The sequence below is a fragment of the Dysgonomonas sp. HDW5B genome (assembly GCF_011299335.1).
Lineage (GTDB): Bacteria > Bacteroidota > Bacteroidia > Bacteroidales > Dysgonomonadaceae > Dysgonomonas_A.
Window position 1 is genome coordinate 3,031,730 of record NZ_CP049858.1, and the last position, 22,388, is coordinate 3,054,117.

The 22,388-nt window shown below is 38.4% G+C and carries 16 protein-coding genes; 15 read left to right on the forward strand and 1 reads right to left on the reverse strand.

Annotated elements, in window-relative coordinates; all coding sequences use genetic code 11:
• Window positions 1-215 precede the first annotated feature (215 nt).
• The 11 genes from G7051_RS12555 to G7051_RS12600 all read left to right on the forward strand — a co-directional run bounded on the left by G7051_RS12555 (window position 216) and on the right by G7051_RS12600 (window position 13,703).
• The gene (locus tag G7051_RS12555; protein WP_166115766.1) at window positions 216-1,547 is read left to right on the forward strand and encodes a PhoH family protein; all 1,332 of its coding nucleotides are present in this window, start codon (window positions 216-218) and stop codon (window positions 1,545-1,547) included.
• Window positions 1,548-1,896: 349 nt separating this feature from the next.
• On the forward strand, window positions 1,897-2,601 hold the full coding sequence (locus G7051_RS12560; RefSeq protein ID WP_166115768.1) for a tetratricopeptide repeat protein: 705 nt from the start codon (window positions 1,897-1,899) through the stop codon (window positions 2,599-2,601).
• A gap of 163 nt (window positions 2,602-2,764) precedes the next feature.
• Window positions 2,765-3,256 (forward strand): 6,7-dimethyl-8-ribityllumazine synthase, encoded by a 492-nt coding sequence (gene ribH / locus G7051_RS12565; protein ID WP_166115770.1) that lies wholly within the window; start codon window positions 2,765-2,767, stop codon window positions 3,254-3,256.
• A 117-nt stretch (window positions 3,257-3,373) separates the two neighbouring features.
• Window positions 3,374-3,505: a hypothetical protein gene (locus G7051_RS18325; protein ID WP_255493219.1), complete on the forward strand. Its 132-nt coding sequence runs from the start codon at window positions 3,374-3,376 to the stop codon at window positions 3,503-3,505.
• Between the two features lie 316 nt (window positions 3,506-3,821).
• The gene (locus G7051_RS12570) at window positions 3,822-4,493 is read left to right on the forward strand and encodes a hypothetical protein (protein WP_166200767.1); all 672 of its coding nucleotides are present in this window, start codon (window positions 3,822-3,824) and stop codon (window positions 4,491-4,493) included.
• A gap of 104 nt (window positions 4,494-4,597) precedes the next feature.
• Window positions 4,598-5,317, forward strand: coding sequence for a hypothetical protein (locus tag G7051_RS12575; protein ID WP_166200769.1), 720 nt, complete (start codon window positions 4,598-4,600; stop codon window positions 5,315-5,317).
• A gap of 19 nt (window positions 5,318-5,336) precedes the next feature.
• Window positions 5,337-6,023, forward strand: a complete 687-nt coding sequence (locus G7051_RS12580; protein WP_166200771.1) for a hypothetical protein — start codon at window positions 5,337-5,339, stop codon at window positions 6,021-6,023.
• 705 nt (window positions 6,024-6,728) lie between these two features.
• Window positions 6,729-7,595, forward strand: coding sequence for a hypothetical protein (locus G7051_RS12585; protein ID WP_166200773.1), 867 nt, complete (start codon window positions 6,729-6,731; stop codon window positions 7,593-7,595).
• Between the two features lie 138 nt (window positions 7,596-7,733).
• Window positions 7,734-8,429 carry a hypothetical protein gene (locus tag G7051_RS12590; RefSeq protein ID WP_166200775.1) on the forward strand — a complete coding sequence of 232 codons (696 nt, stop codon included), beginning with the start codon at window positions 7,734-7,736 and terminating at the stop codon, window positions 8,427-8,429.
• Between the two features lie 660 nt (window positions 8,430-9,089).
• Entirely contained in the window at window positions 9,090-12,095 is a 3,006-nt protein-coding gene (locus G7051_RS12595; protein ID WP_166200777.1) for a TonB-dependent receptor, read from the forward strand.
• A gap of 12 nt (window positions 12,096-12,107) precedes the next feature.
• Window positions 12,108-13,703: a RagB/SusD family nutrient uptake outer membrane protein gene (locus G7051_RS12600; RefSeq protein WP_166200779.1), complete on the forward strand. Its 1,596-nt coding sequence runs from the start codon at window positions 12,108-12,110 to the stop codon at window positions 13,701-13,703.
• Window positions 13,704-13,940: 237 nt separating this feature from the next.
• Here the strand turns inward: G7051_RS12600 and G7051_RS12605 are convergent, their stop codons facing one another.
• Window positions 13,941-14,273 (reverse strand): hypothetical protein, encoded by a 333-nt coding sequence (locus tag G7051_RS12605; protein WP_166200781.1) that lies wholly within the window; start codon window positions 14,271-14,273, stop codon window positions 13,941-13,943.
• A 197-nt stretch (window positions 14,274-14,470) separates the two neighbouring features.
• On the opposite strand from G7051_RS12605, the gene kbl reads away from it, so the two are divergent.
• From kbl to G7051_RS12625, 4 genes are all read left to right on the forward strand, one after another.
• Complete coding sequence (gene kbl / locus G7051_RS12610) at window positions 14,471-15,658, forward strand: glycine C-acetyltransferase (RefSeq protein ID WP_166200783.1); 1,188 nt, start codon at window positions 14,471-14,473, stop codon at window positions 15,656-15,658.
• Window positions 15,659-15,688: 30 nt separating this feature from the next.
• Window positions 15,689-16,633: an NAD-dependent epimerase/dehydratase family protein gene (locus G7051_RS12615; RefSeq protein WP_166115782.1), complete on the forward strand. Its 945-nt coding sequence runs from the start codon at window positions 15,689-15,691 to the stop codon at window positions 16,631-16,633.
• Between the two features lie 190 nt (window positions 16,634-16,823).
• Window positions 16,824-17,915, forward strand: a complete 1,092-nt coding sequence (locus G7051_RS12620; RefSeq protein ID WP_166200785.1) for a fibrobacter succinogenes major paralogous domain-containing protein — start codon at window positions 16,824-16,826, stop codon at window positions 17,913-17,915.
• Between the two features lie 292 nt (window positions 17,916-18,207).
• Complete coding sequence (locus G7051_RS12625; RefSeq protein WP_166200787.1) at window positions 18,208-22,317, forward strand: hybrid sensor histidine kinase/response regulator transcription factor; 4,110 nt, start codon at window positions 18,208-18,210, stop codon at window positions 22,315-22,317.
• Window positions 22,318-22,388 lie beyond the last annotated feature (71 nt).

Consider the following 22,388-nt stretch of genomic DNA (forward strand, 5'->3'; position numbering starts at 1 on the left):
ATTAATAATTAAATCCCGAATCGTTAAACAGTTTTGCCTGATTTCCGTTTATAAAATAGATACAACGAATTTAAGATTTACCACAAGCGGATTGTTGTAGATTTAGAAAAAGTTTGTACCTTGAAAACAAAGGTTCTTTGAAAATTTTTATGTGATACAAAGGTCTTAGACCTTAATCTCTAGGAATATAAATATTTACCAAAACACATCTTATTATGGCAAAGAGTAAAAAGAAAAATTTCGTGTTAGATACAAACGTTATATTGCACGATTTCAGATGTTTGGATAATTTTGAGGAAAATGATATTTACATTCCTATCGTAGTGTTGGAAGAATTGGATAAATTTAAAAAGGGTAACGATCAGATAAATTACAATGCCCGTGAATTTCTCCGTCAACTGGATAGTATAACCGATGACGATCTCTTTAGCAAAGGAGCCAAGTTGGGAGCAGGAATGGGTAAACTTTACATCGAAACAAGCATCAAATCACAAGATCGTATTCATGAAGTATTTCCCGAAAAAATACCCGATCACCGAATCCTTTCGGTAGTATTGGATATTACGGAGAGAGACCCCAAAACCAAAACGATACTTGTAACCAAGGATATAAACCTGAGGATGAAAGCTCGTTCGATAGGTTTGTTTGCTGAAGATTATATAAACGATAAAGTTGCAGATGCCTTTCTGTTCGAAGAAGAAGCCAAAACCTTTTCGGGTCTCAGTGCTTCGATGATCGATCGTTTGTATGAGGAAGCAGACGGAGTTAATCTGGATGAATTTGATCTCGAATTGCCGGTCAATCCGAATGAATGTTTTGTGATGAAAAATGGCAAAAAGAGTGCTTTGGCCCGTTACAATCCATTTACTAAAAAAATAAAGAAAGTAGAGAAACAAACCTGTTTTGGGATTCAACCGCGTAATGCGGAGCAGGCTTTTGCATTTGAGGTATTGAATGATCCCGATATAAAGCTGGTTGCCTTAACCGGAAAAGCCGGTACAGGGAAAACTCTTCTGGCATTGGCTTCGGCTCTGAAACAAAACGAAAATTACAATCAGATATTACTTGCACGCCCTATTGTAGCATTGAGTAATAAAGATTTAGGTTTTTTACCCGGAGACGAAAAACAAAAGATTGCACCCTATATGCAACCCTTGTTTGATAACTTGACGGTGATAAAAAGTAATCTGTCTTTTAATGGTGCCGAAACACGAAAGATTGAAGAATTGCAAACCAGTAAAAAACTCGAGGTAGAAGCATTGGCATACATCAGAGGTAGAAGTCTATCTGAAACATATTGTATTGTGGATGAGGCTCAGAACCTTACTCCTCATGAAATTAAAACAATAATAACCCGTGCCGGTGAAGGTACCAAAATGGTATTTACAGGCGATTTGCAGCAAATCGACTCACCTTATCTCGATAGTCAGTCTAACGGATTAGCGTATATGATCGATAAAATGAAGTCTCAGGATTTATTTGCACACGTCAATCTGCTAAAAGGCGAGAGGAGTCGTTTGTCCGAGCTGGCAAGCCAATTATTGTAAAAAACAAATTAAGAGCCCGTAAATAAATATAGGCTCACTTAAAATACTTAAACACGAGGTCGAATCAGTATATCTGCAAAGAATTGATTCTACCTCGTGTTTACTTGTCTATACTAGCATTTAATTCGCTTTTTGTGCCGAAATATTCCTCCTTAATTAGACAATCTGAAAAAAGAAACCTATTTTTATATATTATATCAAGGAAAAGGTTTATTTTTGCGACTGCAATTTTTGAGTAAGGTCTCAGACCTTTTATAACTTTGGTAAGTAAAACAACTGTAGAAAGTTATAATCAGATAATGCGATATTGAATATTTACTGTTACCAAATTAAAAAACATACAATAAAAATGGCAAGTAGAAAGGAAAGAGAACTTCAAGAAGAAAGAGACTGGAACAAGATTGATGAGGCTGTAATTGCATCGGAGAGTTTCGTAATGAGATATCGTAATCAGTTGATGATAGGAATCGGAGCTGTTTTGGTACTTGTTGGAGTCTATTTTGCTTACCAAAGCTTTTATTTAGAGCCTAAAAATAATGAGGCACAAACAGCAATGTTTCGTGGCGAGCAGTATTTTCAGGCAGGAATGGATTCTCTGGCTTTGTTTGGAGATGGCAATGCTTATATTGGTTTTGAGCAAATTATCAACGAATACGGCTCAACAAAAAGCGGCGATTTAGCTAAAGCATATGCCGGACTTTCTTATGCTCGTATGGGCAAATACGAACAAGCTCTTAATTACCTGAAAGATTTTAAAGGTGGAGATAAAATGATTACTCCTGCAGTTCACGGAGCAATCGGCGATTGTCTTGTTAATACAGGAAAACCCGAAGAAGCTGTTTCTCATTTCGAAAAAGCAGCAAAATCGGCTGATGATGTATTATTAAGCCCTATCTTTTATAAAAAAGCAGCAATTGTATATCGTGAGTTGAAAAACTACGATAAGGTAATCTCTTTGTTTACTACAATTAAAAATAACTATCTGTCTTCACCCGAAGCTTCGGAAGCTGATAAATATATCTTGGAAGCGACCTTGTTGAAAGGTTCGAACTGATCAACGAATATTATATAATTTTATTGATAAAGTTTCGCCATATGTGCGAAACTTTATTTTTTTGAATAATCTGCTTATCTTTGTCAAGCAAAAGAGTAGGGGATTATCCTCTAATTAAATAACAAATAGGTCTTAGGCCTGAAACAAAACAAATAAACGAATTATGGCAACAGCTTATCATAATTTATCATCGTACGATGCAACCAAAGTTCCAAACGGAGAAGATATGAAAATAGGTATAATCGTTTCGGAATGGAATGAGGATATAACTTATGCCCTTCGTGACGGAGCTTGCCAAACTTTAGTAAAGCATGGTGTAAAGCCCGAAAATATTTTGGTAGATTATGTTCCCGGTAGTTTTGAGCTTATTTATGGAGCTCAGATATTTGCCGATGTGCACGAGGTAGATGCAGTTATAGTATTGGGCTGTGTGGTACGTGGCGATACTCCTCATTTCGATTATGTTTGCAGTGGAGTGACACAAGAAATTGCTCGCCTGAATGTGATGCATTCTATCCCATTTATATTTGGATTGTTGACTACTGATGATATGCAACAGGCAATTGACAGAGCCGGTGGAAGACATGGTAATAAAGGTGATGAATGTGCCGTGACAGCCATTAAAATGATCGATTTTTCGAGAAGAAATCAATAATATACTATTTAGGTAGTTTGTGAAAAGAGAAGAACTCAAAGTTCTTCTCTTTTTTTTGTTCGTGTTAATCTTTTCTTTATATTTGCCCCTGTAAAATAACTCTTTATAAAAAGAAGAATGATGGAATTAACAAATATATCCGGTGGTAATGGTCTAAAATTTAACGATTTGGATTTGGATATGTGCGTTGAAATATTAGAGAGAGAGAGAGAGAGAGAGAGAGAGAGAGAGAGAGAGAGAGAGAGATAACTAACAAGCATCATGTTAGTAATAAAAATATTTCAGGCGGATTATTCCGTCTTTTTTTGCGTTTGTGTGTATCTTACGCAATATGTTTTCTTCAACGATATTTCCCCAATAAATATATTGATAGTTGTTTCGGTAAACGTTTTCGTATAACTGGTTTGTTTTGTTGTTGTCGTTCAAAATCGGTAAGAATAGTGCGTTTACTTCTGTCACAACTATGTCCGGCAGCAGTGTGTAGTGATTACATGTTGCTGCTTTTTATTTTAGAACTAACTAATAATCAAAATACAGAATAATGAGGAGAAAAAATCTTTTACTAATGGGTATATTTTCTTTGGGTATACTTAATGCTCAAGTAGGAGTAAATACAAAGACTCCGCTGGGTGTTCTTCATATTGATCCGGCAGGAAATACTAACGCTGCAGGTACAAGTGGTACCGGAGATGATATTGTTGTAAAATCCAATGGGCAGGTTGGTATCGGTACTATATCACCGGCTAAAACTCTTGATTTGAGAGGGAAGTTTAAGTTGGTCGACGGTACACAGTTTGACGGCTATTTTCTGACTAGTGATGTCGATGGGAACGGTTCGTGGAAAAAAACAATGCAGATGAAGGGTTTTGTAAATGGCGTTACTAAATTTCCAGTCCTTACTAAAGTTGCTCCCGTGTATACAGGCACATACATTTCGCTGCCTGCCGGTACTTGGGTGATTGCCTTTACATGTACGTACAGAGATAGTGCAATTGCAAACTATATTATCTGGCGTCTTTCCACCAGTTCTGCTTTACTGGTTCCTTATCTCAATGCTCAGAAAAGCACAGCTTATTCGGGCTCATCAATTGCCGGTTACCATACATCGGTTTCGTGCTATTTTCTGGTAACCAATAGTGTGGCTCAAAATTACTACTTCTGGGCAGGTCTGGCCGCCGCATCTACTACGTTTGGTTACACCGGAGAAGGACGACTTTATGCAATTCCTGTATCTTAAAAGTAATAGTGGGTATTGAATGTGATATTTTTAGTCATAATTGTCAGTTAGACTTATACTTGGCAGAGTAATAAATAGGTCTGAGACCTTAAATACATAAAGAAATGAGATTCTATTATTTAATTATATTGTTTTTACTTGTATATGCATTTGGATTAAAGTCGCAGGTGGGAGTTAATACCAAATCACCGCAGGGTGTATTTCATATTGATCCAAAAGGTGATACTGCGGGAGCTATAAACAGCTTGGATGATTTTATCATCACCTCCGAAGGGCGTGTGGGAATTGGTACAGTTAGTCCGACAGCTAGCCTTGATGTTGTAGGAGATCTGCGTATAGCCGATGGAACAGAAAATGATCGCTATGTAATGACTAGTGATGCTAACGGTATTGGATCATGGAAAAGGCAAACATATACTTCGCGTGTTGTGGGTAATGTTCCGGCTACTTTGACTAGCTTGAAATCGGGTGATAATATAACGAATCCATCGAACTGGGTTTATACAGGAGCAAATATTACACTTCCTGCCGGTAATTGGATGATTTATTATTACTGTATTTACAATAATCCAAATGCTGTAAATTATACAGTATGGTGGGATTTGGGTACGACTACCAATTGGGGTACAGCAGTAAGAGTTGGCCGTGTGTTGAGTTATTTTGCACCTACAACAGGTTTGTCGCCCACATATGCTTCTTATGGGGTATCACCCACGTCAACTACAACTTATTATGTACTTGGAACTGTCTCAAATCCGGCTGTTGCTGGCTATACATTTACCTATAATAGTGGAGCCCGTATATGGGCAATACCTGTTTTTTAATCCTATTATGTATTTTGAAATGAAAAAAAATATATTCTTTTTATGTACTGTTTGTGCAATATTATTTTTTAATGAGATTCAGGCACAGGTCGGTATACAAACCGAAAATCCATTGGCTGTATTTCATGTCGATCCGAAACGGAATACTAATTCGGCAGGAACAATTGGTGTAAGTGATGATGTTGTGATTACTTCAGCAGGCAATGTCGGAATAGGAACTATAGCTCCTGCTGCAAAATTAGATATCAGAGGAACTTTCAGACTGAGGGATGGTAATCAGTCATTAAATAAAGTATTGGTATCGGATGCTTCCGGTAATGCACAATGGAGCGACCGTCCTAAGCTGGATGTGCTGGAAGTTAATAATATTAATACCTTGCTTTCGGGCAAAACCTTTACTACTACATCAAGTTATACTGGTATATCTATTACTCTTCCCAAAGGAGCCTGGCAAGTCATGTTTCAGGTAGTGTGCAATGCTACTAATAACATGTACTGGGATTTTTGTACGTCAAGTACAGTATATTCGTTAACCGATCAGGCAAACCGTCGGGCAATAAGTTCGGGGCGTTCGCCTGTTTCGGTTACTGCTATTTATTTTATTAATCAGTCGGTAGCAGCAACTTATTATATCTGGGCAAGTACGAGATCGGGAACGGCAACTTATCTTGCAGGAGGCACTTTATGGGCATTACCGATAGATTGACTTATGGGTAATCGGAAATCACTATATAAAAAATATGAAGCTTGAAATATTTTGGAGAATCTGAATTTTATCTACACATTATAACTAAGTAGTGATAAAGTTCAGATTTTTATATTTACCATTCTTTTTTATAAGAAGTTAATCGGAATTATCCATTGTGTTTAATCCAATTTTGGTTCTGATGCTCGTCTTATCCCATATGTTATTTATTGTTCAAAAAAATGAATTGAGTTCTGTGATACTAAAAAATATTATACTCTAAATTTTATTGAGTATAATATTTTTTATTTGTAGCATTATTGTAGTTGAGATAAATTTATATATGTATATTTGTGCCTGCTAAACAGGTGTTTATGCATCATGGGACAACAACAAGAACAACGAATTTACTTATTTTTCTGGACGGAATTTAGCAATTTGGGCATCGTTAGACGAGCTGACATTTGATAAAAAGAAAGAGGAATCTACTTTTCATTAAGAAATTTTTCAATAAATGAATTTTTTGATCTAGAAAGAACTGCCTTTTACTTGCAATGTGTCATTTTGAACCTTTAGGTTTGGGTATGTATTTATTCCTAAGTATAACAATAGTTACTTGAAAAAGTTTTACTGCATGATCTCTTTGTTTTGCTATTATATGTAGTAGTTATTGCTACTGCCTGTTAATTATTTCATAATTTATAAACAAGTCAAAGAAACACAGTAATGGTAAAGAAAGGTTTTCTATTAATTATTAGTTTATTATTCGCTGAGCTATGCATTTCTCAGGTAGGGATAAATACGGAAAACCCGTCAGGGGTATTTCATATTGATCCAAAGAGTAATACGACGTCTATAGGTGCTAATTCTGAGGACGATATGCTTGTTGACTCAGATGGAAATGTTGCGATTGGTGCTAATTCGGCTCAGGCTAAGTTAGATATAAATGGTAATCTTCGGATAGGAGATGCCCCTGTAATCGCTAATTCTTCGGTTTTAGTGCGAGATAATACTACGGGGCTTGTAGGCACGGCGGTAGCTATTCCGACCAGACTTGCATTCATCCAATCTATTGAACCGCAACTATTGACAACCGTGCCCGAAAAAACATTGTTTAATACCGGTGCACCTGTTCAGGTAACATGGAGTTCGGCAGACATTGTATCTAATAATCTGGTTGATTTTGATGATGCGGGGGATTTATTTGTTATTAATGAGACCGGTTTATATGAATTGTCGGGGTTTGTTAATTATGCAGCATATGCTAACATTCCGGCAACCTATCCTACAGGCGTAGATGCAGGGCGGGCGGGAGTCAATGCTTCTATACAAGTAGACAGAAACGATGGAAACGGATGGACTGACTTTACTGCAGCACGTGTTGTTTTTACAGGTACAGCAGTATCTAATACGTCAATAAGTATAATAATACCTCCGGCAGTTTTGGTCTTTAATGCAGGAACAAAAGTGCGTATGGTTTTTCTGCGTCCCGCTGCAAATTTTGGTTTGCCTCACGGTGATTCGGGTAATAATGGTATTGCTTTGCCTGCAGGTATTAAGTTTTCGAAAGGGATGAAGATTCTTTCCATGTAAAAAGAATGCGATTTGTGGGGAGTTATTTATTCTATTTGCAGATTAGCAAATAGAATAAATAAGGCTGGGACAACAAAAGGTATATCTCTGAATTTTATCTATACACTATAAACCAGTATTGATAAAATTCAGAGATTTATGATTACACTATCTTTTGATGACAAACAAATCAACGTACCTCAATCGTGGAAGGACATCCGTTTAGGCAAATATGATCGATGGTTTCGCATCGAACCTAAAACACGGATGGAACAAATTCAATTAGTAGCTAATGTCTGTGATATAGATGCCGATTTGCTGTTGAACAATCCGACTCAGGTATTCGATACCATATTCGATATAGTGAGGTTTGTATTTGATGAATATAAAGGAGATGCACTTAATCGAATTGAAATAGAAGGCAAAATATATTCGATTGCATTTACCGAAGAGTTGACTCTTGCCGAGTGGGTGGATATCGAATCGGTGTTCGCTTCCGAGTCCGAATCGCGCTTGTCGGATATTCTGTCGATACTTTGCCGTCCCATTGGCGAGCATTATGACAGTAAGAAATCGGAAAGCCGTAAAGAACTGTTTTGCAATTTGACAATGGATAAAGCATTACCGTTGCTCGCTTTTTTTTTGCAACAAAGAGAGAGATTTCAGAACGTTTCCAACCTTTATTTAGAGGTAAAGCAACAGGTCGACCAATATCTCCTTCTTACACGCAGTTTTGTAGAAAATGGGGATGGTATAAAATTGTTGCCGATCTGGCAGAGGATAAAATTCAGATTTTTGATGAGATCCTTAAAAAAACAGTTGTTGAAGTGTTCGGATTTCTCCTCTATCGTATAGACAAAGGTCAGGCGGAAGAAGATCAAGAAAAGTTTCAGTCGCAAATAAGAAGATCGTAAATTATCATTGTTTAATATATCATAATGCAGAGGATACTAAAATCTTCTGCATTTCTTTTAAGTTATGTGAAAAGAATAACGTCTTGCTCATTTGTAATAAAAGGACTGAGGCTTTATTGTGGCTAATTGGACAAAACAAAAGGCAAAAAGAGCAAAACCAAACCTCGTATTTGCCGTTATGTTTGTATTTAATTAAGTTAATCTTTATTAAGTATAACAGTTATGGACAAAGCTAAGCATATTGCTTTTATAATGTATCAAATTTGTCTCTTTAGATTTGGTAGTTATACTTATTTTGCTAACACACACACACACACACACACACACACACACACACACACACACACACACACACACACACACACACACACACACACACACACACACACACACCTCGCGCGTGTCAAGGTACTGAAAATAGATCGATTAACCAAATATTTGCATGGGAAAGTAACAGCTTCTTTGTGGCTGAAGAATGTCTGTTTTATACTGTTTTTTTCCTTCTTCCACCGGAGGGAACGTAGCCTGTTTTGTCTCTCCCGGAATATGAAAAACCCGATCTCAATATTCAATAAAACAACACTTTAAATCTATATGTAAAATGAAACATTCCTCACAAAAAAAGTATTTAAGAAAAGTATTTTCGCAAAGGATACTCTTCTTGTTATTATTAGGGTTTGTATCAATAGCCTCAGTTCACGCTCAGATAACAATCAGCGGAACGGTTACCGATACCAAGAACGAACCGATGATAGGTATCAGTGTCATCGTAAAAAACTCAACCAAAGGTACTGTAACCGATCTGGATGGTAAGTATACAATATCTGTTCCCGATAGTAAATCGGTATTGGTATTCTCATTTATCAGTTATAAAACACAGGAAATAACTGTCGGCTCCCAAAAAGTAATGAATGTACGTCTCGAAGATGCCTCTGCTGCACTCGACGAAGTAGTTGTAGTAGGTTATGGTACGCAAAAGAAAAGCGATTTAACGGGAGGTATAAGTACAATATCGTCTGATAAAATTGCAAAAATACCGGCGGTAAGTTTGGGACAGCGTTTGCAAGGGCAAATAGCGGGATTAAACGTTACCAGCTCTAATAATAAACCGGGCGAAGATGCAACCTTCAGGGTGAGAGGCGAGAAATCTCTCTCGGGAGGAAACAATCCATTGATTATTTTAGACGGTATACCCTTTAACGGTAATATTACCGAAATAGATCAAAACAGCGTCGACAATATATCGGTATTGAGAGATGCATCTTCGGCAGCTATTTACGGATCGCGGGCAGCTAATGGGGTAATACTGATTACCACTAAAAAAGGAAAAGTAGGTAAACCCGTTGTCCGCTACAATGGATATGTAGGTTTTCAACAGGCTGAATGGTTGCCCGACTTGAGAAACGGTGACGAATATATTCAGCTCTTGAAAGATTTTCGGAAAGATATGGGCGATAAGCAATGGGATAACCCTAAAGCTTGGCTGCAACTTTCGTTGGTTGATAATTTCCAAAACGGAAGAGAAACTGACTGGAATAAAGAACTCTTCAGAACAGCTCTTCAACAAGAACATCAGGTGAGCTTATCGGGTGCAACCGATGCTACTAATTATTTTGTATCGCTATCCTATTCCGATCAGGATGGAATTGTAAAATATACGGGCTATAAAAAATATGCAGTAACTTCTAATATCAATCAGAAAATAGGAAGTTGGCTTAATGTAGGGGCAAATATCCAATTGTTGGAAAGAAACAGAGGAGGAAAATCACCCAACTTTGCCTATGGTTTCAGAATGTCGCCTTACGGAGATGTAAGGGACGAAAATGGCAGGTATGTACGCTATCCGATGAATCCCGAAACAATGTATTACAGTCCTTTTGCCGATCAGGATGCAATTCTGGATGATGTTTCGAGGGCAGCATATACCAATGCGTATGCTGATATTAAACTGCCTGTAAAAGGATTATCGTACCGTGCCAATTTTGGCTACTCGTATCGTCATAGAGAAGAAGGCAGCTACTACGGTTCTACAACTATGACGGGTGAGCCTGTAGGCGGATCGGCTTCTATAACCAATACCAGCTATGGTGACTGGACTTGGGAAAATATTGTTCGCTATGATAACAATTGGGGGAAACATCATCTTGACTTGACGGGATTATACAGTGCCCAAAAAACATACACAAATAATCAAAAATCGGCTGGAGAAGGATTTCTTTCGGATGCTAACGGCTATCATAATATAGGAATGGCACAAGGAAAGAAAACTATCTCTTCGGGTAGGGAAGAAACAGCCCTTTTATCGTGGATGGGACGTGCAAACTATTCGTATGATCGTCGTTATTTATTGACATTAACTGCCCGTCGCGATGGATATTCTGCGTTTGGAGATAATAATAAATGGGCATTGTTTCCATCCGTAGCAGGAGCTTGGGTGATAAGCGAAGAATCATTCTTTCAGAACTGGAACTGGAAGCAACTGGAATTTCTTAAATTGAGAATGTCATACGGATCGAATGGTAATCAGGCAGTAAGTGCCTATCAAACCAAAACAAAGTTGGCTCAACGCGATTATATATATGGTAATGATGCCGAATTTGCAGGGGGATTAGTTGCAAACTTCACTAAAGGTAATCCAAATCTAAAATGGGAAACCTCTTATTCGTTCAACGTAGGAGTCGATTTTAATTTGTTTGATAATCGTTTGAACGGATCGTTCGACTATTATGATACACGCACCAAAGATTTGTTGATGAATCGCTCGGTTCCTGTTATGAACGGTTACACGACCATGATGGATAATGTGGGTAAAACTAAAAATACAGGTTTCGATTTGACCCTTAACTCTGTAAATGTAAAAACTGATGGTTTCCAATGGAGCTCAACCTTTGTACTTTCGGGTAACTGGAGTAAAATTGTAGCCTTGAAAGAGGATGGAAAAGACGATATCAGTAACAAATGGTTCATCGGTCAGCCCATCCGTGTGTATTACGATTACAAGGTAGTTGGCATATGGCAGGAAAGCGAAAAAGAAGAAGCTGCCAAATACAAAGCCGTACCGGGCGATGCCAAGCTATTGGATAAGGATGGCAGCGGTACGATTACTGCCGATGACCGTGTTATAATAGGATCGAAGCTTCCGGTATGGACAGCAGGGCTTACCAATACATTTATGTATAAAAACTGGTCGTTATCGGTATTCCTGAACGGAGTATTTGACGTAACAAAAGAAAACGAAACCGTGAAATTCGAACGTCAGTTATTCAATAAGAATGTAAATTATATCAATAATATAAATTATTGGACACCCGAAAACGGCTCTAACGAATATACCCGCTTGGGATACAACGAAACCAAACATACTTTTTATACCAAGGCTTCTTTTGTAAGGATTCAGGATGTAAATCTGGCCTATCAGTTTCCGCAGCAAATGATCAGGAAGATAGGACTCGAAGCCTTAACCACTTACGTAAACGGGCGTAATTTGTATACCTTCTCGGGAGCAAAGAAGTTTACCACCAATATCGAACAAGATAAATATAGTCTCGATGCTTCGGGGTATCCTACTCAGCGAGTATTTATTATAGGAGTCAATGTAACTTTCTAAACATTCATTATCATGAAAAAATATATATCAGCAATTTTATTCGCTCTAGTATTGTTCAGTGCTTGCAGTGATAGCTTTTTGGACGAAAACCCAAAAAACTTCGAGAGTGCCGAACAGACATACAAGACAACCAAAGGCTTTAATGCTGCACTGAACGGCTTGCATGCGTATGCCAGACTCGAGTTTGAAACATGGAACGACAATATTGTCGCACAGGGAGCCTGTGCCTATGAGGTATTACAGGGAGGTTTGGATATATGCTACATAAACAATGTAGATGGTACTTTGCAGCCTTTCCAAAAGTATACATTTGATGCAACCAACAGCTATATAGCCAATAGGTGGAAGTGGGCTTACGGGCTAATTACCAATGCCAATATGATGGTTAATTATGCCGAAAAGGGCGATGTGGCATGGATTAAAGATACCGACAAAACATTCTTTCAGGCTAATGCACGTTTCTTTAGAGCATATGCATATCGTTATCTGACTTATTTGTATGGCGATGTGCCTTGGGTAGACAAAGTAGAGGATACTTACAGAGTCGATTTTGAGAGGACTCCCAAAGCACAGGTACTTGCCAAGATGATTGAAGACCTGGAATTTGCTGCTAAATACCTACCCGAAAATCCCGGAGACGTAAAAGATGGGGAATTGACCAAATGGGTTGCCCTGCATATGTTGAGTGAGATCAGTATTTTTGCAGGCGATTATAAAAAAGCCCAAACAGCAGCTTTAGAGGTAATCAATTCGCCTTATTTTAAATTGATGGATACACGCTTTGGCAAGAATGCCTCACAAGCAGGTGACCCGTTTGCCGATATGTTTCTTGAGAAAAATCAAAACCGTAAAGCAGGTAACTTAGAATCTATCTGGGTTATACAGGCAGAATACAATGTGACAGGTGGAAGTACTACTTACAACGACTGGACTCGCCGTGCATGGGTTCCGGCCTATTACAGTATTCCCGGTTTTATGATAACTCAGGAATATGGAGGAAGAGGCTTAGGACAAATACGTCCTATCGATTACATCTTTAATAGTTATGAGACTCAGGACATAAGAAATTCTATCTATAATATTCGCCGCGAGTTTATATACAACGATCCAAAGAACACCGAATTGTTTGGCAAGAAGCATACCATTACCGAGGACAATATGGATAGAGGATATATGTTTCCGGCAACTACCAAGTTTGATTATATGCCCGAAAATGATCCTACTTATGCCGGTAATCAAAAAGATAAAATAAGATTCCGTCTGGCAGAAACATATCTCTTATTGGCAGAGGCTTATATTAACGACAGCCAGATATCTAAGGCTGTAGATGCCATAAATAAAGTGAGAACGAGATCCAGAGCCACATTGACAAAACAGGCAGAGGTGAATATGGATTATCTGTTGGATGAACGAGCGAGAGAATTGTTAGGTGAGGAGATGAGGCGTTTTACACTGGTACGCACAGGTAAATTGATCGAAAGAACTAAAAAATACAATTCGAAATCTGCTTCTACTATAAAAGATCACCATGTTCTATGGCCTGTTCCACAAGGGGTGATTGATGCTAATTCGGGGTTGAAATGGGAAAATAATCCCGGATATAATTGAACGTGAAAAACAAACCCATAAGAGGGTGTCAGTAAAATTCGGACTATATTTTTTAATCATGCGAATCAGTAGTTGATCTGTTATGTTTAATGTTCTATTTAGTTGTCTTTTTTCTACGCGCAATCGAAGATTGCTTGTATTCCTTTTGCCCAAAGCCGCAAAATGAATCAAAAAGGCTTTGTGCTGCGTGGCTCGCCTGTCTGACTTTAGCTTACAGGCTAAACTAAACTTATTGCCTTACGGCACGTTTAGTTTTACGCCTGCTTCGCTTGTCAGCCAACGGCTGTACCACTGATGCACTTGGGCTGACGCCTGCAAAAGCTTGTCATCCGTTAGGTTACCGACCTTGCCGGTTGCACGGGGTACCCGCAGGATGAAGAAAGCGTTAAGAAACAAAAGGATATTATCTTTAAATGTTTTCTTTTGTTTTAGCTTTCGAGACCATAGCGGGTCGGGCAAAAAGGCACAGTCTTGATCTTTTGTTTCGTTTTGCATCAAGGCAAAATGAAAAACAAACCCAAAGGGTGCGTTAGGAAAAGAGAACATATAATCCCAACTATTGATTGACATTAATAAATAAAATTGAGAATATATGTAGTAATGCAGAATATGATTATCTTTATAAGGCTAAATAAAGTTTAGCCACAAGCCAAAACAACAAAAGGGTTTTAGACCCGAAACTGAAATAAGGAGATATTTCAATTATTTGAATAATCTCCTTATTTTTGATCTGATACCATTGAATATTCACTATAATTCGTAAAGCCATGTACGGAAAATTTCAAGAATTCTTGCAAAAAGAATTAAACTCAATCGAAGAACAAGGACTATTTAAAAACGAAAGAATTATCACATCTGCCCAAAATGCCCGAATAAAAGTGCAAACAGGACAGGAGGTTCTCAACTTTTGTGCAAACAATTATCTCGGATTATCGGATAATCAGGAATTGATTAATGCAGCTAAAGAAGCATTGGACAAACGAGGCTTCGGGATGTCATCCGTTCGTTTTATCTGCGGTACTCAGGACATACACAAAGAACTGGAAGCCAAAATTTCTAAGTTTTTCGGAACAGAAGACTCCATACTTTATGCAGCCTGTTTCGATGCCAATGGCGGCGTATTCGAACCTCTGTTGGGAGAAGAAGACGCTATCATTTCGGATGCTCTGAATCATGCATCGATAATTGACGGTGTACGTCTGTGTAAAGCAAAAAGATACCGTTATGCCAATGCCAATATGGTGGAGCTGGAAGAGTGCCTTAAGCAATCGCAAGTACAACGCTTTCGTATAATAGTTACCGATGGAGTATTTTCTATGGATGGTAATGTAGCCCCTCTTGATAAAATAATGGAACTTGCCGATAAATACCAAGCTTTGGTAATGATAGACGAAAGCCATTCGGCAGGAGTCGTAGGCAAAACAGGACGAGGTGTGACCGAATTATATAACTGCAAAGGAAAAGCCGATATTATAACCGGAACTCTGGGCAAAGCTTTTGGTGGAGCTATCGGTGGATTTACAACCGGTAAGAAAGAAATAATAAGCATGTTGCGTCAACGCTCACGTCCTTATTTGTTTTCGAATTCTATCCCTCCTATGATTGCCGGAGCAGGTATCCGTATGTTCGAAATGATGGACGAAAGTAACGACCGTCAGGATAAACTTCATGCCAATGTCGATTATTTTGTATCTAATATGCAAGCCGCAGGATTCGATATAAAACCTACTCAATCTGCTATTTGTGCCGTGATGCTGTACGATGCCAAGCTTTCGCAGCAGGTAGCTGCTAAACTTCTCGAAGAAGGAATCTATGTTACAGGATTTTATTATCCGGTAGTTCCCAAAGGTGAAGCACGCATACGGGTACAATTATCGGCAGCACACGAAAGAGAGCATCTCGAAAAATGTATTGCGGCATTTACCAAAGTAGGTAAAGAACTGGGTGTGATTTAAAAGGGCTAAACCTTATATTATTGAAAAACTATGAAGAAAATTCTTTTTACGGGTTGTGCAGGACAAATAGGTTCGGAGCTAACCTTGGCATTTCGCAAACTATACGGAAACGACAATATTATTGCCTCTGACTTATCGACCAAAGTATGTCCCGATTTATTAAACAGCGGCCCCTTTGTGCAATTGGATGTGTTGGATACTAAAGCGTTGGGAGAAACTATCGACAAATATAAAGTCGATGGCATAGTGCATCTGGCAGCCATACTTTCGGCAGTGGGTGAGAAAAATCCCCAATTAGCTTGGAACGTCAATATCAATGGTACGGTAAATGTGTTCGAAGTAGCACGTGAGAAGAAGCTGGAACGAGTGCTTGTGCCCAGTTCCATTGCAGCTTTTGGACCCGATACACCCCGAACGATGACACCTCAGAAAACGATACTTCATCCGACTACCATGTATGGAGTTACTAAGGTAGCCCTCGAACTGTTGGGCAATTATTACAACCTCAAATACGATATGGACATTAGAGGGTTGAGGTATCCGGGAGTAATAAGTCATAAAACACAACCGGGAGGAGGTACAACCGATTATGCTGTAGCCATTTACTTTGATGCCGTAAAGCAAGGTTCGTATGAATGTTTCTTGACAGAAGATACTATGTTGCCGATGATCTATATGCCCGATTGCCTGAAAGCAACTATTGAATTGTTTCAAGCCGAGAAATCACGCTTGCAGAATGCAACAGGATACAATCTGGCAGCCTTTAGCGTAACTCCGAAAGAAATGACAGAGTCGATACAGAAAGTTATTCCCGATTTCAAAATATCTTATTCGCCCGATTACAGGCAGGAGATTGCCGATTCGTGGCCCGATAGTATTGATGATAAAGAGGCCAGAGACGAATGGGATTGGAAGCCCGATTATGATTTAGATTCTATGACCGTTGATATTATAAAAGAGATTCGATTAAAATAAATCTTTGTATTTATTCCCTGAAAAGAGAAGTACACTCAATTATAGAGAGTACTTCTCTTTTTTCTTATTAAGTCTTTCGTAACACATTCTCTTGGTGTATCTTTGTCACAATAGAAGTTGTTTTGATATTTAATCAAGGATTGAAAGATCAGTTCTTAATTGATTCGTTTTGTATTGTAAATTAAGATGTATGAATCATAGCCTATTTAAATCACTGTCTTGTATCTTATTCGTGTTGGGTAGTACTCTTTTGTCAGCCCAAGTTACCATAGGATCAGATAAAGCTGCTGTTTCAGGAGCTTTATTACAATTGAAACAATTCGAAACAGATGATGCCCAGTCTAATGGACAAAGTACTGCTACTAAAGGGTTGGGTATGCCCTGTGTGTTACTTCAAGCACTCAATGGAGATTTGGCAACCTCTTTGGGACTAACACCGGGATCATTGGATAAAGATACCCATGTAGGGTTAACTGTATATAATGCCAGTGATATTTGTGCCTCTATTATTGCAGGAACTTATGTTTGGAATGGTACTTTCTGGCAATATTTAGGAGGAAGTTTAAAAAGAACAAATCAGGCATCTTTTGATGCTGCAACCGGAATTCTTACCGATTATGAAGGTAATCAGTATTCTACTAAAGTGTTTGGCACTAAGCGTTGGATGACTCAGAATTTACGAGCTATCCGCAAACCCGATGGAGCTTGTATCGATCCCATAGATGGTGTACGCTTTAACCCTGCAAAGAATAGTACGATAATGCCCGTCACTCAGGTTAGAGTATTGGGTATTATGCCTCCCGGCAATGTAAGCTATCTTGAGAATGGAGTGACAAAAACGATGACCAATGAAGATTTTGTATCTGTATTCGGACTATTTTATACATGGAATCAAGCTATGTTAGCTTGTCCTGCCGGATGGCATTTAGCATCAGTACAAGATTGGGCAGACTTGGTTACAACCTTGGGCTCAGATAATATAGGTGCCAAAGTACGTGGAAATACCGGTGTCTCTTACAGGGCAAGTGATGGTAGTGCAGGTACTACTTATATATGGGGGATGAATGATCCTGTTGTAACTATATCGGGTTTTGATATTCTCCCCGCAGGATGGGTGCGCGAAGATGGTGTCAATGCTGTTGCCTTTTCCAGTTCTGCGTATTTCTGGACTTCTGCCCCTGCCGGAGGATATAGATATTTGAGTTTTGCTTCTCCTACTTTATCTTATTTTGGCAGTGGTAATTTAAATTTCCGTTTTTCGGTGCGTTGTGTTCAGGATTAAATTTTCTCATATAATTAATGTTTTTCTGAAAGGATGAACTGAAAAATCTTACCTTTATTCTCAGACTTTATTTTTCACATAAGGCTTGTGAATTGTATATGGTTAGTATAATTGATTATATTTCAATGTTTAGTTTTACACCTGCTTCGCTTGTCAGCCAACGGTTACACTACTAGTGCATCAAGGCAAAATGAAAAACAAACCCGATAGGGTGCATTAGAAAAACTGAACATGTATTTCAACGATTGATTCGTACCATTAACTTTTTTCTTTTACTCATTATTTGAAACACATGAGAAAATATATATTATCTCTCGTATTTCTTTTACATACATTATTTATGATATGCCCTTTTACGATAAAGGGTAAGAACGATTATCGCTTCAGAACCTTTTCGCCTGAAGGGGGATTTTATTACGATGGTGTAAAATCGATTAAGCAAGATGCCAATGGCTTCATCTGGATACTGATGGATAACGATCTCTATCGTTTCGACGGCTATCAATACAAACGTTATTACAACTATTTCAAAACCCTTGATACTTCGAGCCGATGGCTTTTCAACGACATGGGTTCTGATTCTTCAGGACATTTGTTGGTTGCAACAAGTAATGGGGTATATAGGTATAATAATAGTTCCGATTCTTTTACCGAACTACTCGACTCTAATACTTCAGGTTTAAGAATAGATTATCAAGATAATATATGGGTACGCCGCGAAGGGTTGTTAATGAAATACGATGTCCGATTAAAAACATGGAATACCGTCGAGTATGAAGGTGAAGCCTTATCAGGAATTAATTACTGCGATGGTGATAAGTTGACATGGTTTATAGCTTCAACCAAAGGCGAAATTTTTGAATACGATTATTCTAAGAATGATATAAAGAAAGTATTTTCTTTTCCGGCTTCGTCTTACATCCAAACTATCCGAAAAGCAGGTAATAAATTATGGGTCTTGATTTCCGATCAGGGGCTTTACCGCATCGATATAAATACATGGAAAATAGAAGAACATTTCGATTTTTTCTATCAGCATGACACCGGTCATATTTTAGCAAAAACCTTTTATCTGGATAAAAACGGGCAAATATGGATCGGAACACAGAGAGGTTTGTATATTCTCAACCCTCAGACCAAGCAATATACACTTCATCTTCATTCCAAATCAGAACCCTTTAGTTTGCCTGATAACTCAATTTGGGCAATTTCAGAAGACAAGCAGCAAAATATATGGATCGGAACTTATTCGGGTGGATTATGCTATGTGAATCTCGAAGAGAAAGCCAGTTTTAAGACTTACACTGTGGGATTAGGACAACTGAATCATAGTCTGGTGAGTGGTTTTGCCGAAGATGCCAATTATCTGTGGATAGCCACCGAAGGTGGAGGACTGAACAGAATGGACAAGAAAAGCGAACAGTTTAGCTATTACCAAAACAGACCCGATGGCAATAGTCTTGCATACGACAATATAAAATCGTTGGCAATGGATGGGAATCAGAATCTTTGGATCTCGATGTTTCGGGGCGGATTGGATTATTATGATCAGAAAACCAATCGTTTTACACATTTCAAAAAAGAAAAAGAGAACGAAAATAGCCTCCTTTTTAATGACTTACGCAAGATTGTTCTCGAGCCCGATTCGGGTTTATGGATTGCCTATCAACTAAACAAACTGGTTGTATCTTTTTATTCGTTTAAAGACAAAACGTTTACTCATTATTATTTCGGAGAATCCGACAATAGTTATTATATCTACGATATGTGTAAAGATGCCCGTAATAATTTATGGATTATTACGCACAAAAATATATATCGGATGGATATAGCCACTCGCTCGGTGGTTGAAGTCCCGTTAAAAGACTCTTTCTATCTGAATGCACAGACTATTTCGGCAGACAACAACAATAATATATGGATTGGTACGATTGGTAACGGCTTGGTAAAATACGATATTCAAACATCCCGATTTACTGTTTTCGATGATATACTGAAATTTAATGCTTCGTCCATTTATAGCCTCTGTGCCGATGGAGACAACAATATGTGGATGGGTACGGACAACGGATTGTTCAGATACAGTCCCGTAGATAGTACATTCTTCAGATTCGATAAAAAAGATGGCGTACAAGGACAAGTATATTATCCCTTATCATCTTTACGGAGCAAGGACGGAAGCCTTTATTTTGGAGGCTCCAATGGTTTTACACGGGTTAATCCACACGAAATATCGTCCAATACATTTAAACCACGAGCTATCATATCCGATTTTCTGGTCGATAATATCTCAGTGAAGCCTTACAGCGAAAATTCGGAGGATGAGGTGATAGAAAGATTTAATGATGAAATTGTACTCGATTATACACAAGTCAATTTCGGGTTTCACTTTTCGTCCGATAACTATCTGATACCCGAGAAAAACCGTTTTCGTTTCCGACTCAAAGGATACGATGACCGATGGATAGAAGTGGATGCTTCGAGCCGGAGTGCCTTTTATTCGAAGGTTCCTCCTGGCGAATATACTTTCGAGGTGATGACGGCTAATAACGATGGTCTTTGGAACGAAACTCCCACTGTTATAAAGATCAAACGATTGCCTGCACCATGGCTGAGTTGGCAGGCCTATGTTATCTATTGCCTTTTATTGGCAGGGCTTACCTATGTGGTTGTACGCTATTACAATCAGCAGAAGAAACTCAAATTGCAGATTTATCTTGATCAGGTCGATAAAAACAAAAAAGAAGAGATACACCAATCGCAACTTCGCTTTTTTACCAATATATCGCATGATTTCAGAACGCCTTTGTCGCTTATTCTTGCCGCATTGGATAAATTGAGGCTCGAAGGGCTCAAAGAATACTATTATCATCTGTTGAATAACAATGCACAACGGCTGCTCAATCTGGTAAACGAATTGATGGATTTCAGAACCGTGGAAAACGGTAAAATGAAACTGCATATTCAGCCAATTGATCTGAATAGCTTTATCGAAAAAATAGCTTTCGATTTTCAGGACTATGCCAAGCAACGTGATATCAGTTTCGCTATAATAACGGATAACTCGTTGCCTCCATCGGTATTAGTAGATAAACAGGTAATGGAGAAGATAGTAATGAACCTGCTTCACAATGCTTTTAAATATACCAAAGACGGAGGATGTGTGAGTATCGAAATATATGCGTCCCGAAAATCATTCACTTCTGCATACGAAAACGGATTTACGATCAATAACGACAGTCAGCTTGATAATCAATATGCCATAGCTGTCCGTGATTCGGGTATAGGTATATCCAAAGATTCGATTGAAAATGTTTTCGAGCGGTTTTATAAAGTAAAGACCGTAAACTTCGATTCGCATCTCGGTACAGGGATCGGCTTGGCGTTGGTGAAAAGCCTCGTGTTGTTACATAAAGGATCGATTAGTATTTATAGCCAGCGCGAGAAAGGTACGGATATGGTAGTCAGCTTTTCGATGGATGCCTCTGTCTATAAAGATGAAGATTTTGTGAAGGATGAATCTGTGGACAACGCTACATTGACCGCTCCTGTATATATCGATGAAGAGCCTGCCGAAAATATTGCTCTTTCGCCAACAAACGACGATATATTGTTGCGCGATAAGAAACGTATTCTCATAGCTGAAGATAATGATGACTTACGCAAACTGATTGCCGAATCGCTACGACCTCATTATGAAGTAATAGAGGCGGGTAATGGATTACTAGCTTATAAGTTACTCGACGATATGGAAGTTGACCTTATTCTCAGCGATATAATGATGCCCGAAATGGATGGTATTACCTTATGTCGTAAGGTGAAAAGCGACATCAATATATCGCATATTCCGTTTATTTTGCTGACAGCCAAAACAGGATTGGAAAGTAAACTGGAGGGAGCCGATTCGGGAGCCGATACCTATTTTGAAAAGCCTGTCGATTTTAATTTACTCAGGCTTACAATACAAAACATACTCAAACGTCAGCAACAGCTTAAAGACTATTATGCAAAAAACTATTTTGTAGATAGTTCGGAGCTTTCGACAAATCAGCAAGACAATAAGTTTTTGAAGAAATTCATAGAAATATTGGATCAGAATATCGATCAACCCGAAATGGATGTTAATTACATTGCTTCTCAGCTTTCGATGAGCCGAAGCAAGCTTTATAGTAAGATAAAGAGCATGACTGATAAATCGATAGTCGAATTTATATTGAGTTATCGTCTTCGCAAAGCTGCCCGTATGATTGTGGAAGAAGATGTCTCGATGCGTGATGTAATGGAACAAATCGGAATAGAAAGTCAGTCGTACTTTACACGAGCCTTTAAAAAAGAATTTGGCGATACGCCCACCGCTTTTGCAGCCAAACACAAAAAAGGCAAAAATGATAGTAGTTTGTAGTATCGGGGGGAGTATTGTATACGCCCTCTATTTATAGAACAATATATTCCGGCATATGCAGTACTGCCTCT

Bases quoted from the DNA above. Each gene is read 5' to 3' on its own strand.
- G7051_RS12620 (WP_166200785.1), top strand. From the start codon at position 16,824: ATGAATCATAGCCTATTTAAATCACTGTCTTGTATCTTATTCGTGTTG.
- G7051_RS12595 (WP_166200777.1), top strand. From the start codon at position 9,090: ATGAAACATTCCTCACAAAAAAAGTATTTAAGAAAAGTATTTTCGCAA.
- G7051_RS12575 (WP_166200769.1), top strand. From the start codon at position 4,598: ATGAGATTCTATTATTTAATTATATTGTTTTTACTTGTATATGCATTT.
- G7051_RS12560 (WP_166115768.1), top strand. From the start codon at position 1,897: ATGGCAAGTAGAAAGGAAAGAGAACTTCAAGAAGAAAGAGACTGGAAC.
- ribH (WP_166115770.1), top strand. From the start codon at position 2,765: ATGGCAACAGCTTATCATAATTTATCATCGTACGATGCAACCAAAGTT.
- G7051_RS12600 (WP_166200779.1), top strand. From the start codon at position 12,108: ATGAAAAAATATATATCAGCAATTTTATTCGCTCTAGTATTGTTCAGT.
- kbl (WP_166200783.1), top strand. From the start codon at position 14,471: ATGTACGGAAAATTTCAAGAATTCTTGCAAAAAGAATTAAACTCAATC.
- G7051_RS12605 (WP_166200781.1), bottom strand. From the start codon at position 14,273: ATGTCAATCAATAGTTGGGATTATATGTTCTCTTTTCCTAACGCACCC.
- G7051_RS12625 (WP_166200787.1), top strand. From the start codon at position 18,208: ATGAGAAAATATATATTATCTCTCGTATTTCTTTTACATACATTATTT.
- G7051_RS12615 (WP_166115782.1), top strand. From the start codon at position 15,689: ATGAAGAAAATTCTTTTTACGGGTTGTGCAGGACAAATAGGTTCGGAG.
- G7051_RS12585 (WP_166200773.1), top strand. From the start codon at position 6,729: ATGGTAAAGAAAGGTTTTCTATTAATTATTAGTTTATTATTCGCTGAG.
- G7051_RS12590 (WP_166200775.1), top strand. From the start codon at position 7,734: ATGATTACACTATCTTTTGATGACAAACAAATCAACGTACCTCAATCG.
- G7051_RS12580 (WP_166200771.1), top strand. From the start codon at position 5,337: ATGAAAAAAAATATATTCTTTTTATGTACTGTTTGTGCAATATTATTT.
- G7051_RS12570 (WP_166200767.1), top strand. From the start codon at position 3,822: ATGGGTATATTTTCTTTGGGTATACTTAATGCTCAAGTAGGAGTAAAT.
- G7051_RS12555 (WP_166115766.1), top strand. From the start codon at position 216: ATGGCAAAGAGTAAAAAGAAAAATTTCGTGTTAGATACAAACGTTATA.
- G7051_RS18325 (WP_255493219.1), top strand. From the start codon at position 3,374: ATGATGGAATTAACAAATATATCCGGTGGTAATGGTCTAAAATTTAAC.